Source organism: Escherichia sp. XD33 (genome assembly GCF_019375075.1).
Classification (GTDB): Bacteria; Pseudomonadota; Gammaproteobacteria; order Enterobacterales; family Enterobacteriaceae; genus Enterobacter; species Enterobacter flexneri_A.
Genome location: NZ_JAENDM010000021.1, coordinates 1 through 16,618 on the forward strand (window position 1 = coordinate 1; position 16,618 = coordinate 16,618).

The following is a 16,618-nucleotide window of genomic DNA, read 5'->3' on the forward strand; positions in this document are numbered from 1 at the left end:
GAGGTCGTGGTATGGATGACGGATGGCTGGCCGCTGTATGAATCCCGCCTGAAGGGAAAGCTGCACGTAATCAGCAAGCGTTACACTCAGCGAATTGAGCGGCATAACCTGAATCTGAGACAACATCTGGCAAGGCTGGGACGGAAGTCACTGTCGTTCTCAAAATCGGTGGAGCTGCATGACAAAGTCATCGGGCATTATCTGAACATAAAACACTATCAATAAGTTGGAGTCATTACCAACCGAGCGCTGTAGCAGCCAGCAGACTATGCAACTGATAGAGTATCGCCTCCCCCATCCTATCCTCTCGCGAATGCTAAATTCAGCATTTCGATACCAAACGAATATAATTTTTCACCATACCATCCGCTCATTAAAAAAAAGCAAATACTTACGCATAATAATTTGACGCCAAATGGCAACGTCTGTTCTTGTAACTGTGTTACCGTTTGAAAAAGCCCTACCAATAAACCAACAAATGTCGCAACTGCAATAGGTCCTGCAGACATAACTAAAATCAGATACAGCGCCCTATTCCCCGCAAAAACAATATCGTCCATATTTTTTTCTCAGGGATTAATGGATAGGTCAAAATATTGTAAAATGAGTCCTTTTGATAACATTGTCCAACCGTCCATCGCGACAAACAAAATTAATTTTATCGGTGTAGATATGGTTACCGGACTCATCATCATCATACCTAACGTTAACAGAACGCTGGATATAACCAGATCCACTACAACAAAGGGTAAATAGATATAAAAACCTATAATAAATGCACTTTTTATCTCACTCAACGCATATGCCGGGAGTAACGAGAAAATTGAAATATTATCATCATCGAATATCTCTTCATTGTCTTCAGAGCTATTCACCTTCTGAATCTTTTCAAAAAAGTTAACCAACTCCGGTTCGGAATATTTTATCAAATATGATTTATAACCACTCATGCCTGTCTCAACAAAATTAACAACCGACGCTACATTATTGAATGAAAGATTCTCATTCTGACTGTTATAATATATTTCCTTCCCAACCGGCATCATTACAAACATTGACAATAGCAAAGCAACCCCATTAAGTGTCATATTTGATGGCACTTGCTGAAGCCCCAGCGCGTTTCGGACAATAACAAAAACAATCGAGAATTTAATAAAATATGTCCCGGATGCTATTATAAACGGCAATAGTGTAAATAATGATAGTATAGCTATCAGCGAAATGCTATTTGACATTATTATGCCCTGATAACCAAGAATGAATCTCTACGCCCAATTTATCATCCACTTCAACAAGTTCTCCATAGCCAGTTAGCGCGCCATTTACACGTATTTCTATATTTTTCTCAGATTCAGAAAGCAGAGATATTATTCTTTTTGCACAGAGTTCGTCTATTTCATATAGATTCATTATTTTCTTACCAAGAACAAACTCAATTTTTACAGGCAAGTCTTCAAAACTATTAATCATCTGATCGTCATTTTCATCATAAATCTCACTCTCGTTTTTTTTGATATCAAAATCATCTGTTTCAAAATCTTCCTCGTACTCAAAATGATCAGCCATTTTTAACTCCTCCGGATAAATTAAATCAAAAATTTTTGTATTATAAATAACCGCATAAGCCAAATTATTTGAGATTAATAAAACATCACCAACTTCAATATCAACAAGACTTCTGTAACATGTTTTACTAAATCCAATTACAAAATGAATGGAGCAATATAACGATTTTTTGTCTAACGCTGGAGCGTTTCCGTATTGGCAGACTGTGACTTTATCTAACCAAAGATTCAATTCCCCTGTCCATATTCTTATTAGTGGTTGAGCAGGGCTCAATACTCCATCAAATACTTTACCTACGCGCAAACGATTATATTTTAGTTCAGGATGCTTTAGATTTAACGGGGAACTGGATAAACTGAGCCATTCCCCTATTAACCTTTCCGTTTCTGGCATTAAAGCCATCCCAGCGAGCTCAGATGAAATTAAGGGAAATATTTCTCCAAGCAATACCCATCCAGACCAGCTGCCACTCTCTTCTGCTATCGGTAGCCATTTAGCACTAAATTCGGGCATTAATAATGCAACATCTTCGCCATTTTCTTTCCAATTTTGAAAAGTGGTTTCAAACGTATGAGTGTTTCGATTTACTTTCCTCAGACCGAACATTAACTTTCATCCTTCTGATCGTTTTCGAATTTGCTTTCATTTTCTTGCTCCTCATAAGGCTGATGTCGTTGTCCTTGTCGTTCATCTTGCTCAGTCAATACCCAACGTTGTGCTGTAACTCATTATGAAAACTATTTAATTCCCTCATCATTGATAAGATTGGACATCTCTTTCAACATGAGAGTCATTGAAGCTTTCGACCAATTTAGCGGAATGATAGGGCTTGGCGCTTCATGCAAAGTTCCCGACTTGTGGATATAGTTATAGCTTTCGGGAAGTGCCATTTCTGGTACGCTCCTGCCATTTGCACCAATCATATTCTCGCCTGTTATTTGGGCCAATGATCTATTCATAAATTGCACTGAGTCATTCAAATACTCTTCTTTTCTTGATTCTTTATAAACAATTGCTGCTGATTTTGCATACCATGAGTCAAAAAACCATTCTGCTTCTGTTGATGGAATGAAGCTCTTTTCTCTTTTCACATGTGAATTTTGATCGGTATCGGTTTTAATATCATTGAACCAAAAATTTGCCGACTGATAATTATCCTTCTCGTATCTTTTTATACCATACGGACCTGCTAGTTTTTTAACTATTTTTAGAACCTGCTCTTTTCTTCTGGTGTTTATCTTTGCAAGATTTGCAGGATAAATAACATTAAGTAAAGCCGCATCGGCTTCTCTGTAATGTTTATCTTTTTCCAGATAACCTGGGGATTCTCCCCCTAAATCAAGCTGTAACGTTATTCTTTCATAACCTTTATCTATGAGGTGGTTCAACCTCGTTGTTGAAAGAGGTTCATCCAGTTCATTGGCTTTAGCTTCGCGTAGTAAATCAGAGACAAAGACAGAGTCTTTCTTCGAGAGTAAGTTCGACAAACGTTCCAGTCCAGAGGTCACCAGTGCAACGGAAGATGTGTTTAATCGGGCATCTTCTTCCCATGCTCCGGAATCTTCCATAACATAGAAATTGGCTTTATCCAGATAAGCAATCAGCAGCGCAACCGATTTTAATCGGTCACCTTTTTGCCAATCTTCAGCGTTAATTGTACCAGTGTCGATTGCTTGTATAAGGAGATCAAGATAAAGACCTAACGCATCATTTTGTTTATGGTTCCACAGCTGCGGCTTGCCTTCTTCCTGCACATCTGCCATCACGGGGGAGTTGCTGTCAAATCGGATATGCACAGCATTCATTTGCCCGGGAACTCCATCCAGTCGTTTGGGGTTGCTAATGACGTCCTGCATCCGCTTAATCTGGTCGGGCGTAGACATATAATCCCACAGGGTGAGCAGAACCTTTTTTGCGGCTACACTATTTCCCTGATCTGATACTAATGCCATATAGCCCCATAAACTATCCCTCAGCCAGACAGCATCATAGTGGGTTTCTGCCGCTGTTTTGTCATCTTCGAAAGTAGAAGCAAGAATAAATGTTCCCCAGGGTTTCTCCGTCAACGTTAACTTTCGTGTGTTTTCTGTTAATGTTAACAACCCTTGAATTTCGTCTTTGGTATAGTGGCTCTTTATTTCATTTTTTAATTTGGCTGAGTGAATCAGAAGACGATAATTAGGGTACTTATCTGGATTTAACGATAAATAACTTTTATCTGTTGCTGCCCCCGTGGAATTAAGAATGTTAAATACAGATTCACTCGTCACTTCTGCCCCTGTCGCCTGGCATGTGCCGCACGAAAATATACCAGCGAGCAGAAGAGTTAATGCAGATTTCCCTTTCATAAAATATTCCATCAATCGTTTGTTAAAAGCGTAGATAACCACTTATTTAACAACTTGAAAATAAGGTGTTTTACCTGGGTTGTTACAAAAGGATTGCATTGCGTAAACGCTTTTTATTTACAACAAAATGGGGAAATATTACGGCGATTGCGAAAAGTCTGAAGCGATTGAATTAAGATAATATAGAAAATCAGATACAGCAAAAATGGCAGATTGATGAGGTGAAGATAAATTGGAGCGGGCGAAGGGAATCGAACCCTCGTATAGAGCTTGGGAAGCTCTCGTTCTACCATTGAACTACGCCCGCTTCGAGATGCGTAAGGCATTATAAACCTTACGCTCTCCTTAGCAAGTGCCGCGCTGCTGACTGCTGATTAATTCGCCATCAGCATTTTGGCTTGCTGCCCTGCGGCGGCAAGTAACGTAGCGGATCAATTGCCGTTGCACGGTAACGAATCTGGAAATGCAGGCGAACAGATGCCGCATCCGTGCTCCCCATAGTGGCGATTTTTTGCCCAGCCTTCACGCTTTGCCCATTATTTACCAGCATCGTGTCATTATGGGCGTAAGCCGTAATGTAATCTTCACTGTGTTTAATCATGATGAGATTACCGTAGCCACGCAGCTGGTTGCCCACATACACCACCTTTCCTGCACCCGCGGCGTAAATAGGTGTACCCCGTGGAGCTGAGATATCAATCCCTTTATTGCCGCCATCTGCTGTCGAATACGGCATGATAACTTTCCCTGTCGTTGGCCATAACCAACAACGTTGCCCTACTGGCGGCCAGGATGATTTCGGTACCGCTGATGACGGTGTAACCGATGCGGTTTTGGTCGTTGATTTGGCGGTTGATTTACGTGTAATACTGCTACTTTTCGCCCCACCCAGTTTTAGTTTCTGACCAACTTCAATGGTGTAAGGGGGGGAAATGCCGTTCAGTCGCGCCAGTTCTTTTACGCTGGTTCCCGTGGTGCGCGAAATACGATATAGCGTATCCCCCCGTTTCACGGTGTAAACGGAGCCGGAATACGTTCCTGTATCGGATGATTTGCTACCCGAACAGCCCGCCAAAAGCAGTCCAACCGATAACAACATCACGATACCCAGAGATTTTTTATTCAGGCGTCCCGCACTCAAAATCTTTCCTCGCTTAAAAAACAAGACGCCTTATCATAGCAGCCAGCCTCTTGATACCCAATCTCTTGCTTCTGGAAAAACGTGGTAATAGAGAAAGAGGTTAATTTCATTTGGCAAAGGGAAGTATCATCAGCAAAATATTCGCTGTAGAGGTATCGAACTTCCTGACTTTTTACCCTATTTCCCATCCTGATGCGTAATAATCCCAATTTATCACATTGATTTTATCGCCACTCATATTGATACGTATCACTGCCCCTATTCAGAGTCCTGTTTCGTATCATATCTGTGTTTTTTTAACGTCATCACACTTCCTACCTCCCCTAACGCTTATCGTCGTTTCTGGCGTAAATCTTGCCTGCTTAGACTAAATCTTTGCCATAAGAACCAAATGTTCAAATCGAGGGGATTTCTATGGAAGCGCGGGAAGCAACCGCTACGGGTGAATCATGCATGCGCGTCGATGCCATTGCTAAGGTCACCGGGCGGGCACGATATACTGACGATTATGTTATGGCGGGCATGTGTTATGCGAAATATGTACGTAGCCCTATCGCACATGGTTATGCCGTAAGTATTAATGATGAACAAGCCAGAAGTTTGCCGGGCGTACTGGCGATTTTTACCTGGGAAGATGTGCCTGATATTCCATTCGCTACAGCTGGGCATGCCTGGACACTTGACGAAAACAAGCGCGATACCGCCGATCGCGCACTGCTAACTCGCCATGTTCGTCATCATGGTGACGCCGTTGCCATCGTCGTGGCCCGCGATGAACTCACGGCAGAAAAAGCGGCGCAATTGGTCAGCATTGAGTGGCAAGAATTACCCGTTATCACCACGCCAGAAGCGGCGCTGGCAGAAGACGCTGCACCAATCCATAACGGTGGCAATTTACTGAAACAAAGCACGATGTCGACGGGTAATGTCCAACAAACAATCGATGCCGCCGACTACCAGGTACAGGGGCACTATCAGACCCCCGTTATTCAACATTGTCACATGGAAAGCGTAACATCGCTGGCGTGGATGGAGGATGACTCGCAAATTGCCATCGTTTCCAGCACCCAGATCCCGCACATTGTTCGCCGCGTGGTTGGTCAGGCGCTGGATATTCCCTGGTCATGCGTACGAGTCATCAAACCATTTGTCGGTGGCGGTTTTGGTAATAAACAGGATGTACTGGAAGAGCCAATGGCGGCATTCCTGACCAGCAAGCTTGGCGGCATTCCGGTGAAAGTTTCCCTTAGCCGTGAAGAGTGTTTCCTCGCAACCCGTACCCGCCACGCTTTTACCATTGACGGGCAAATGGGCGTGAACCGCGACGGAACATTGAAAGGTTATAGTCTGGATGTTCTGTCTAACACCGGCGCTTATGCATCTCACGGGCACTCCATCGCTTCTGCGGGGGGGAATAAAGTCGCTTACCTTTATCCTCGTTGTGCCTACGCTTACAGTTCAAAGACCTGCTATACCAACCTCCCCTCGGCTGGTGCGATGCGTGGTTATGGCGCGCCACAAGTCGTATTTGCCGTTGAGTCTATGCTTGATGACGCCGCGACAGCGTTAGGTATTGATCCTGTTGAAATTCGTTTACGCAACGCCGCCCGCGAAGGAGATGCTAATCCGCTCACGGGCAAACGTATTTACAGCGCAGGGTTGCCGGAGTGTCTTGAAAAAGGCCGGAAAATCTTTGAATGGGAAAAACGCCGTGCAGAATGCCAGAACCAGCAAGGCAATTTGCGCCGCGGCGTTGGCGTCGCCTGTTTTAGCTACACCTCTAACACCTGGCCTGTCGGCGTAGAAATAGCAGGCGCGCGCCTTCTGATGAATCAGGATGGAACCATCAACGTGCAAAGCGGCGCGACGGAAATCGGTCAGGGTGCCGACACCGTCTTCTCGCAAATGGTGGCAGAAACCGTGGGGGTTCCGGTCAGCGACGTTCGCGTTATTTCAACTCAAGATACCGACGTTACGCCGTTCGATCCCGGCGCATTTGCCTCACGCCAGAGCTATGTTGCCGCGCCTGCGCTGCGCAGTGCGGCACTATTATTAAAAGAGAAAATCATCGCTCACGCCGCAGTCATGCTACATCAGTCAGCGATGAATCTGACCCTGATAAAAGGCCATATCGTGCTGGTTGAACGACCGGAAGAGCCGTTAATGTCGTTAAAAGATTTGGCGATGGACGCTTTCTACCACCCTGAACGCGGCGGGCAGCTCTCTGCTGAAAGCTCCATCAAAACCACCACTAACCCACCGGCGTTTGGCTGTACCTTTGTTGATCTGACGGTCGATATTGCGCTGTGCAAAGTCACCATCAACCGCATCCTCAACGTTCATGATTCAGGGCATATTCTTAATCCACTGCTGGCAGAAGGTCAGGTACACGGCGGAATGGGAATGGGCATTGGCTGGGCGCTATTTGAAGAGATGATCATCGATGCTAAAAGCGGCGTGGTCCGTAACCCCAATCTGCTGGATTACAAAATGCCGACCATGCCGGATCTGCCACAACTGGAAAGCGCGTTCGTCGAAATCAATGAGCCGCAATCCGCATACGGACATAAGTCACTGGGTGAGCCACCAATAATTCCTGTTGCCGCTGCTATTCGTAACGCGGTGAAGATGGCTACCGGTGTTGCAATCAATACACTGCCGCTGACGCCAAAACGGTTATATGAAGAGTTCCATCTGGCAGGATTGATTTGAGGATAACATCATGTTTGATTTTGCTTCTTACCATCGCGCAGCAACCCTTGCCGATGCCATCAACCTGCTGGCTGACAACCCGCAGGCCAAACTGCTCGCCGGTGGCACTGACGTACTGATTCAGCTCCACCATCACAATGACCGTTATCGCCATATTGTTGATATTCATAATCTGGCGGAGCTGCGGGGAATTACGCTGGCGGAAGATGGCTCGCTACGTATCGGCTCTGCAACGACATTTACCCAGCTAATAGAAGATCCTATAACTCAACGTCATCTCCCGGCGTTATGTGCTGCGGCCACGTCCATTGCTGGACCGCAGATCCGTAACGTCGCTACCTACGGTGGAAATATTTGCAACGGTGCCACCAGCGCAGATTCTGCCACGCCAACGCTAATTTATGACGCGAAACTGGAGATCCACTCCCCGCGCGGTGTTCGTTTCGTCCCGATTAATGGCTTTCACACCGGGCCGGGCAAAGTGTCTCTTGAGCATGACGAAATCCTCGTCGCCTTTCATTTTCCGCCACAGCCGAAAGAACACGCGGGCAGCGCGCATTTTAAATATGCCATGCGCGACGCAATGGATATTTCAACGATTGGCTGCGCCGCACATTGCCGACTGGATAACGGCAATTTCAGCGAATTACGCCTGGCATTTGGTGTTGCCGCGCCAACGCCGATTCGCTGCCAACATGCCGAACAGACTGCACAAAATGCGCCATTAAACCTGCAAACGCTGGAAGCTATCAGCGAATCTGTCCTGCAAGATGTCGCCCCGCGTTCTTCATGGCGGGCCAGTAAAGAGTTTCGTCTGCATCTCATCCAGACGATGACCAAAAAAGTGATTAGCGAAGCCGTCGCCGCGGCGGGGGGAAAATTGCAATGAATCACAGCGAAACAATTACCATCGAATGCACCATTAACGGGATGCCTTTTCAGCTTCACGCCGCACCAGGCACGCCGCTCTCGGAATTACTCCGCGAACAAGGACTGCTAAGTGTCAAACAAGGGTGCTGCGTGGGTGAATGTGGTGCCTGTACGGTGTTGGTCGACGGCACAGCAATAGACAGTTGCTTATACCTTGCCGCCTGGGCTGAAGGAAAAGAGATCCGCACGCTGGAAGGTGAAGCGAAAGGCGGAAAACTTTCTCATGTTCAGCAGGCTTATGCGAAATCCGGCGCAGTGCAGTGCGGGTTTTGTACGCCTGGCCTGATTATGGCTACCACGGCAATGCTGGCGAAACCACGCGAGAAGCCATTAACCATTACGGAAATTCGTCGCGGACTGGCGGGAAATCTTTGTCGCTGCACGGGGTATCAGATGATTGTAAATACAGTTCTGGATTGCGAGAAAACGAAGTAAAAGGATATCCGGCCTGAATTCAGGCCGGATTCACTGAGGTTATGTGTTTAACAACTCATATTTCTTAATCTTGCGATAGAGCGTAGCAATGCCGATGCCCAGTTCATCAGCAACTTGCTTCTTGCTGTTATGACGTGAAAGCGCCTCGCGGATCATTTGCTTTTCCATCTCCTCCAGCGCCGTGCCGCCCGCATCATCGAGTGACAGGTGCGCCTCACTGACCTCTGTTACATCACTTTGCTCCGTTGTGCCATTATTCAGCAGATTTGGCGGCAATAGCGTGCTGTCGATAACTTCACCTGAAGGAACCACGTTAACCAGATATTCCATCAAATTGCTTAACTCGCGCAGGTTTCCGGGCCAACGATGCTTACGCAATATTTCGACGACATCGGGAGCAATGCCAGGATAAACCGATCCCAGACGACGGGTATGCAGATGTAAAAAGTAATGCACCAATAGTTCAATATCTTCCTGACGTTCACGCAGCGGTGGCAGAGTTATCGGGATAACATTAAGTCGGTAGAAGAGATCTTCGCGGAATTTACCTTCGGCAATGAACTGGGCCAAATTCTGATTAGTTGCAGAAATGATGCGAATGTCGACTTGTATTGGGCTACTGGCACCAATCGGCAGAATTTCACGTGCCTCAATAGCGCGCAGTAATTTAGCCTGCAACATTAATGGCATATCACCTATTTCATCGAGAAACAGCGTGCCCGTATTCGCCGCCTGAATCAACCCTGTTTTACCGTTGGCAGAAGCGCCAGTAAATGCACCTTTAACATAACCGAACAGTTCGCTCTCCAGAAGCTGCTCCGGAATCGCGGCACAGTTGATAGCAATAAAGGGTTTATTCCGTCTTCCGCTCAACTTATGGATTGCACGGGCGACGACTTCTTTACCCGTGCCGCTTTCACCAACCACCATAACGCTGGATGGGCTGGGTGCAATACGGCTAATGAGTCGTTTTAATTGCCGCATAACACGGCACTCGCCAACCAATTGTTCAATATGCGGTTCATCAGGTGCATTTGCTACAGAAAAACTGGTATGCGATTGGTGAAACGCCATTAAAAATAATTGTCGGCCCTGAATGTTATGCAATTGACCAATGATTAATTCACTTTTATCGTCCCATGAAACAATATGCTGCATATGTCCATGGGTAAAATTACTCTCAAATGTTAATGGTCTGAAACGGATAGGTTTCCCAATAATATTATTTTGCACAACACCAAGTGTTTTTAAGGCAGTCTGATTAACAAACTGAACCCGATTTTCATCATCTACAACTAATACGCCCTGATCCATATTATCGATCATGGTCGCAAATATTTTACTGATGTTATCTCCTGGCCCCTGATCCTCCAGAAGTTTCGAAACAAAAATGGTGGATATATGGCGAACATAATCAGAAAATTCGCGTAAATTATCACTGATATGCTCTTGTTGCTCGTGGGTAACGGCAATCAAACTTATCACCCCAACACAACGATCCTGTAAAATGACAGGCGTACCCAGAAATGCTTTTTCGCGGCAATTTTCTTTACTATCGCAACCTTCGCAAAGGGGATCGAAGCGAGACTGTGTCACAACTTTTTCAGTTTTCGTTTCCAGGACGTGGCGGAGCAGGCGTGAGTTGCCGCTCAACTGGCGACCAAGAAACTTCCCATACGCGCCCGTTCCGGCAACGCGACACAAGTTTTCATCAACGATCTCAACCTCAAGCTGCAAAACGCTGGCAAGCATTCTGGCAAAACGCTGAATTGTCGGTTGAATTTGCATCAATACTGACTGCGTAGTAGCAAGCTCCATAGCTTTACCTTCCAGACTTACTTAAAAGTCGATCATTGAAGACGTTGATGGTTCACAGATCATGATGATATGAACTCAGGCGAAATTGGCTTTGATAAAAACATAAGATTTTTATCATTTTCTAATGAAATTATGGAAGAGATATCACATTTCTATATCAATATGAGAATTACGGCGGTGAGTTTATCAAACTGAAGAGAGATAGCCTGCCCCTTTATCTTATTTCTGATACTTAGCAGCAAATAAATAACGCGATAAAAAAAGCCAAACGTTTTCGTATTTTACAAACAACCAGAAGCTGGCATCAATTTGTGATCAACCCCACACATTATCCGTCAAATTAGTCTTTTGCAGCCGCGCGGATAATTCTGGCACACTTATTGTTAGTCCCAGGTATAGCTGTGAAAACACCAATCACTTTGGCAAGTCACAGTGAAATAAACCACTTTGCCTGTCATTCCACTACCGGGACTTTATGATGAAAACTGTTAATGAGCTGATTAAGGATATCAATTCGCTGACCTCTCACCTTCACGAGAAAGATTTTTTGTTAACGTGGGAACAGACGCCAGATGAACTGAAACAAGTACTGGACGTTGCCGCAGCATTAAAAGCACTGCGTGCTGAAAACATCTCAACCAAAGTCTTTAATAGTGGATTAGGTATTTCCGTATTCCGCGACAACTCCACCCGTACCCGCTTCTCTTATGCTTCCGCGCTTAACCTGCTCGGCCTTGCACAACAAGATCTCGACGAAGGCAAATCACAAATCGCTCACGGCGAAACCGTGCGTGAAACCGCCAATATGATCTCCTTCTGCGCCGACGCTATTGGTATTCGCGACGATATGTATCTGGGCGCAGGCAACGCCTATATGCGTGAAGTTGGCGCTGCACTTGATGACGGTTACAAGCAGGGTGTACTGCCACAGCGTCCGGCTTTAGTGAACCTGCAATGCGATATTGACCACCCGACTCAGTCAATGGCTGACCTCGCGTGGTTACGTGAACACTTTGGTTCACTGGAAAACCTGAAAGGTAAAAAAATCGCCATGACCTGGGCCTACTCTCCAAGCTATGGCAAACCGCTCTCTGTACCACAAGGCATCATCGGTCTGATGACTCGCTTCGGTATGGATGTCACCCTGGCCCATCCGGAAGGCTACGACCTGATCCCGGATGTGGTTGAAGTGGCGAAAAACAATGCTAAAGCCTCCGGTGGTAGCTTCCGTCAGGTCACCAGCATGGAAGAAGCCTTCAAAGACGCAGACATCGTTTATCCGAAGTCATGGGCACCTTACAAAGTGATGGAAGAGCGTACTGAATTGCTGCGTGCGAACGATCACGAAGGCTTAAAAGCACTGGAAAAACAGTGTCTGGCACAGAACGCGCAACACAAAGACTGGCATTGTACTGAAGAGATGATGGAACTGACCCGTGATGGCGAAGCCCTGTACATGCACTGCCTGCCAGCTGATATCAGCGGCGTATCCTGTAAAGAAGGTGAAGTGACTGAAGGCGTATTCGAAAAATACCGTATCGCTACCTACAAAGAAGCCAGCTGGAAGCCTTATATCATCGCCGCGATGATCCTGTCCCGTAAATACGCCAAACCAGGTGCACTGCTCGAGCAACTGCTGAAAGAAGCGCAAGAACGCGTGAAATAACCCCTCGGGCCGATCAGCTGGTCGGCCCTCTATTTCCAGAGGCCAAAAGGATAGGATATGTCCGTTTTCTCATTGAAGATTGATATCGCCGATAACAAATTTTTCAACGGCGAAACATCACCGCTCTTTTCGCAAAGCCAGGCCAAACTGGCGCGCCAGTTCCACCAGAAAATAGCTGGTTATCGCCCAACACCGCTTTGTGCGCTGGACGATCTCGCAAACCTTTTTGGTGTGAAGAAAATTCTCGTCAAAGACGAATCAAAACGATTCGGTCTGAACGCCTTCAAAATGCTTGGCGGTGCGTACGCCATCGCTCAATTATTGTGTGAAAAATATCATCTTGATATCGAAACGCTGTCATTTGAGCACCTGAAAAATGCCATCGGCGAAAAAATGACTTTCGCGACCACCACCGACGGCAACCACGGGCGCGGTGTGGCGTGGGCAGCACAGCAACTCGGACAGAATGCGGTGATTTACATGCCGAAAGGTTCTGCTCAGGAACGCGTTGACGCCATTCTGAACCTCGGTGCCGAGTGCATCGTCACGGATATGAACTATGACGATACCGTTCGCCTGACCATGCAACACGCGCAGCAGCACGGCTGGGAAGTGGTACAGGACACGGCATGGGAAGGTTACACCAAAATCCCAACCTGGATCATGCAAGGCTACGCAACCCTGGCAGATGAAGCCGTCGAGCAAATGCGTGAAATGGGCGTAACCCCGACGCACGTTCTGCTGCAAGCCGGTGTCGGAGCAATGGCCGGTGGTGTGCTGGGTTATCTGGTCGACGTCTATAGCCCGCAAAATCTGCACAGCATTATTGTTGAACCTGACAAAGCTGACTGTATTTATCGCTCCGGCGTCAAAGGCGACATCGTCAACGTTGGCGGTGATATGGCCACCATCATGGCAGGCCTGGCCTGTGGCGAACCTAACCCGCTGGGCTGGGAAATCCTACGTAACTGCGCCACCCAATTCATCTCCTGCCAGGACAGCGTTGCCGCATTAGGTATGCGCGTGCTGGGTAATCCGTACGGCAACGACCCGCGCATCATCTCCGGTGAATCCGGCGCTGTCGGTTTGGGCGTTCTCGCAGCGGTTCATTATCACCCGCAACGTCAAAGCCTGATGGAAAAACTGGCGCTGAACAAAGATGCCGTGGTGCTGGTTATCAGCACTGAAGGCGACACCGACGTGAAGCACTACCGCGAAGTTGTCTGGGAAGGCAAACACGCTGTAGCACCTTAATCACCCTATTGGAACTGCTCCCTGCAAAACGGGGAGTAAAAAATCTGGAGAAAAATAATGGCTAAGAATATTCCATTCAAACTGATTCTTGAAAAAGCAAAAGATTACCAGGCGGATATGACTCGCTTCCTGCGCGACATGGTTGCTATTCCCAGTGAAAGCTGCGACGAGAAACGCGTAGTACATCGTATTAAAGAAGAGATGGAAAAAGTCGGCTTCGATAAAGTTGAAATCGACCCGATGGGCAACGTTCTCGGTTATATCGGCCACGGCCCGCGTCTGGTGGCAATGGACGCTCATATCGATACCGTCGGCATTGGCAACATCAAAAACTGGGACTTCGATCCGTACGAAGGCATGGAAACTGATGAACTGATTGGTGGTCGCGGTACTTCCGACCAGGAAGGTGGCATGGCCTCTATGGTTTATGCCGGTAAAATCATTAAAGACCTCGGTCTGGAAGATGAATATACCCTGCTGGTTACCGGTACGGTGCAGGAAGAAGACTGCGACGGTCTGTGCTGGCAGTACATTATTGAACAATCCGGCATTCGCCCGGAATTTGTGGTCAGTACCGAACCAACCGACTGCCAGGTATACCGTGGTCAGCGCGGTCGTATGGAAATTCGTATTGATGTTCAGGGTGTTAGCTGCCACGGTTCTGCACCAGAACGCGGTGATAACGCCATTTTCAAAATGGGTCCGATTCTTGGCGAATTACAAGAACTCTCCCAACGTCTGGGTTATGACGAATTCCTCGGCAAAGGCACCCTCACCGTTTCTGAAATCTTCTTCACATCCCCAAGCCGTTGCGCTGTAGCAGACAGCTGCGCAGTTTCAATCGACCGTCGTCTGACCTGGGGCGAAACCTGGGAAGGCGCGCTGGACGAAATCCGCGCCCTGCCTGCAGTACAGAAAGCTAACGCGGTTGTTTCTATGTACAACTACGACCGTCCGTCCTGGACTGGCCTGGTTTACCCAACCGAATGCTACTTCCCGACCTGGAAAGTGGAAGAAGATCACTTCACCGTTAAAGCACTGGTGAATGCCTACGAAGGGCTGTTTGGCAAAGCGCCGGTTGTTGATAAGTGGACCTTCTCAACTAACGGCGTATCTATCATGGGCCGTCACGGCATTCCGGTGATCGGCTTTGGCCCGGGTAAAGAACCTGAAGCGCATGCACCTAACGAAAAAACCTGGAAATCTCACCTGGTGACCTGTGCCGCGATGTACGCTGCAATCCCGTTAAGCTGGCTGGCAACAGAGTAATTACTCTTCACTTATTCCCCTCCGGTTCGCCGGAGGGTTTTTGGAGTTTGCTATGCGCGTATTGATCAAAAACGGCACTGTCGTTAACGCAGATGGACAAGCCAAACAGGATTTGCTGATTGAAAGCGGGATTGTTCGCCAGTTGGGCAACAATATTTCGCCGCAGCTCCCGTATGAAGAAATTGATGCCACTGGCTGTTACGTTTTCCCTGGCGGCGTGGATGTCCATACGCATTTCAATATTGATGTCGGCATCGCGCGCAGTTGTGATGATTTTTTTACCGGTACCCGCGCAGCTGCGTGTGGCGGTACAACAACCATTATTGACCATATGGGATTTGGCCCAAACGGCTGTCGGTTACGCCATCAACTGGAGGTTTATCGTGGTTATGCCGCCCATAAAGCGGTCATCGATTACAGCTTTCACGGTGTGATCCAGCACATTAATCACGCAATCCTCGACGAAATCCCGATGATGGTCGAGGAAGGACTGAGCAGTTTTAAACTCTATTTAACCTATCAATACAAACTCAACGATGACGAGGTTTTGCAGGCATTACGCCGCTTGCATGAATCCGGCGCGCTGACCACCGTGCACCCGGAAAATGATGCGGCTATCGCCAGCAAGCGGGCGGAATTTATCGCCGCAGGGTTAACCGCGCCGCGCTATCATGCCTTGAGTCGCCCTCTGGAATGCGAAGCGGAAGCCATCGCCCGCATGATTAACCTGGCACAAATTGCCGGTAACGCCCCGCTCTATATCGTGCACCTGTCTAACGGCTTAGGTCTGGATTATCTGCGTCTTGCCCGTGCGAATCACCAGCCAGTCTGGGTTGAAACCTGCCCACAATATCTCCTGTTGGACGAACGCAGTTACGATACAGAAGATGGCATGAAGTTCATTCTTAGCCCACCGCTGCGTAACGTACGCGAGCAGGACAAACTGTGGTGTGGCATCAGCGATGGTGCGATTGACGTGGTGGCAACCGATCACTGCACCTTCTCGATGGCTCAACGCCTGCAAATTTCTAAAGGCGATTTCAGTCGCTGCCCAAATGGCTTACCCGGTGTGGAAAACCGCATGCAGTTACTGTTTTCCAGTGGCGTGATGACGGGACGTATAACACCGGAACGCTTTGTTGAATTAACCAGCGCAATGCCCGCCAGGTTGTTTGGCCTGTGGCCGCAAAAAGGATTATTAGCGCCCGGTTCCGACGGCGACGTGGTGATTATCGACCCACGTCAGAGCCAACAAATTCAGCATCGCCATCTCCACGACAACGCCGACTACTCGCCATGGGAGGGTTTTACCTGTCAGGGCGCGATTGTCAGAACCTTATCCCGTGGTGAAACGATTTTCTGTGACGGCTCCTTTACAGGCAAAGCCGGGCGAGGTCGTTTCCTGCGACGCAAACCGTTTGTCCCTCCCGTGCTCTAACCACTGCCAGGGATCTATACACAATCAAGAATGATGAGTGA

The 16,618-nt window shown here is 47.4% G+C and carries 13 protein-coding genes, 1 tRNA gene and 2 pseudogenes; 8 read left to right on the forward strand and 8 right to left on the reverse strand.

The genetic code is table 11. The features are described from left to right. On the forward strand, positions 1-225 hold a 225-nt coding region (locus K0778_RS13800), incomplete at its 5' end, for an IS1 family transposase (RefSeq protein WP_024169623.1). Between the two features lie 74 nt (positions 226-299). Here K0778_RS13800 and K0778_RS13805 read toward each other — a convergent pair. The 7 genes and pseudogenes from K0778_RS13805 to actS form a co-directional block, all read right to left on the reverse strand. Continuing rightward, positions 300-560, reverse strand: coding sequence for an EscS/YscS/HrcS family type III secretion system export apparatus protein (locus K0778_RS13805; RefSeq protein ID WP_000341004.1), 261 nt, complete (start codon positions 558-560; stop codon positions 300-302). Between the two features lie 9 nt (positions 561-569). After that, on the reverse strand, positions 570-1,235 hold the full coding sequence (locus K0778_RS13810) for an EscR/YscR/HrcR family type III secretion system export apparatus protein (RefSeq protein ID WP_000071554.1): 666 nt from the start codon (positions 1,233-1,235) through the stop codon (positions 570-572). Next, positions 1,225-2,212: pseudogene (locus K0778_RS13815) on the reverse strand (YscQ/HrcQ family type III secretion apparatus protein). The gene K0778_RS13810 and the pseudogene K0778_RS13815 overlap by 11 nt, the downstream one beginning before the upstream one ends. Continuing rightward, positions 2,172-2,291: pseudogene (locus tag K0778_RS13820) on the reverse strand (type III secretion protein); the annotation flags it as partial. The pseudogenes K0778_RS13815 and K0778_RS13820, both read right to left, overlap by 41 nt. Before the next feature lie 12 nt (positions 2,292-2,303). After that, a complete protein-coding gene (locus K0778_RS13825; RefSeq protein WP_000676901.1) occupies positions 2,304-3,914 on the reverse strand; it encodes a glycoside hydrolase family 15 protein in 1,611 nt (536 codons plus the stop codon). 233 nt (positions 3,915-4,147) lie between these two features. After that, a tRNA-Gly gene (locus K0778_RS13830) sits at positions 4,148-4,221 on the reverse strand. Between the two features lie 78 nt (positions 4,222-4,299). Continuing rightward, positions 4,300-5,055 (reverse strand): amidase activator ActS, encoded by a 756-nt coding sequence (gene actS, locus K0778_RS13835; RefSeq protein WP_001301085.1) that lies wholly within the window; start codon positions 5,053-5,055, stop codon positions 4,300-4,302. Positions 5,056-5,469: 414 nt separating this feature from the next. Here actS and xdhA point away from each other — a divergent pair, with 414 nt between their 5' ends. From xdhA to xdhC, 3 genes are read left to right on the forward strand one after another with little or no spacing between them, the layout of a single operon-like run. Beyond that, a complete protein-coding gene (xdhA, locus tag K0778_RS13840; RefSeq protein ID WP_072651265.1) occupies positions 5,470-7,767 on the forward strand; it encodes a xanthine dehydrogenase molybdenum-binding subunit XdhA in 2,298 nt (765 codons plus the stop codon). Between the two features lie 10 nt (positions 7,768-7,777). Beyond that, complete coding sequence (gene xdhB, locus K0778_RS13845; protein WP_000459182.1) at positions 7,778-8,656, forward strand: xanthine dehydrogenase FAD-binding subunit XdhB; 879 nt, start codon at positions 7,778-7,780, stop codon at positions 8,654-8,656. Further along, on the forward strand, positions 8,653-9,132 hold the full coding sequence (gene xdhC / locus K0778_RS13850) for a xanthine dehydrogenase iron sulfur-binding subunit XdhC (RefSeq protein WP_001016605.1): 480 nt from the start codon (positions 8,653-8,655) through the stop codon (positions 9,130-9,132). Before xdhB ends, xdhC begins: the two co-directional genes overlap by 4 nt. A gap of 39 nt (positions 9,133-9,171) precedes the next feature. On the opposite strand, the gene K0778_RS13855 is transcribed toward xdhC, so the two are convergent. Next, positions 9,172-10,950: a sigma-54-dependent Fis family transcriptional regulator gene (locus K0778_RS13855; protein ID WP_000417791.1), complete on the reverse strand. Its 1,779-nt coding sequence runs from the start codon at positions 10,948-10,950 to the stop codon at positions 9,172-9,174. 478 nt (positions 10,951-11,428) lie between these two features. On the opposite strand from K0778_RS13855, the gene ygeW reads away from it, so the two are divergent. Genes ygeW through hyuA form a run of 4 tightly spaced genes read left to right on the forward strand, consistent with a single transcriptional unit; the run spans position 11,429 to position 16,577 of the window. Then, positions 11,429-12,616 (forward strand): knotted carbamoyltransferase YgeW, encoded by a 1,188-nt coding sequence (gene ygeW, locus K0778_RS13860; RefSeq protein ID WP_000859787.1) that lies wholly within the window; start codon positions 11,429-11,431, stop codon positions 12,614-12,616. A 57-nt stretch (positions 12,617-12,673) separates the two neighbouring features. Continuing rightward, the gene (dpaL, locus tag K0778_RS13865; protein ID WP_000110493.1) at positions 12,674-13,870 is read left to right on the forward strand and encodes a diaminopropionate ammonia-lyase; all 1,197 of its coding nucleotides are present in this window, start codon (positions 12,674-12,676) and stop codon (positions 13,868-13,870) included. 57 nt (positions 13,871-13,927) lie between these two features. Continuing rightward, positions 13,928-15,139, forward strand: a complete 1,212-nt coding sequence (locus tag K0778_RS13870) for a YgeY family selenium metabolism-linked hydrolase (RefSeq protein ID WP_001107125.1) — start codon at positions 13,928-13,930, stop codon at positions 15,137-15,139. Between the two features lie 52 nt (positions 15,140-15,191). Further along, positions 15,192-16,577 (forward strand): D-phenylhydantoinase, encoded by a 1,386-nt coding sequence (hyuA, locus tag K0778_RS13875; RefSeq protein WP_063084617.1) that lies wholly within the window; start codon positions 15,192-15,194, stop codon positions 16,575-16,577. The last annotated feature ends 41 nt before the right edge of the window (positions 16,578-16,618 follow it).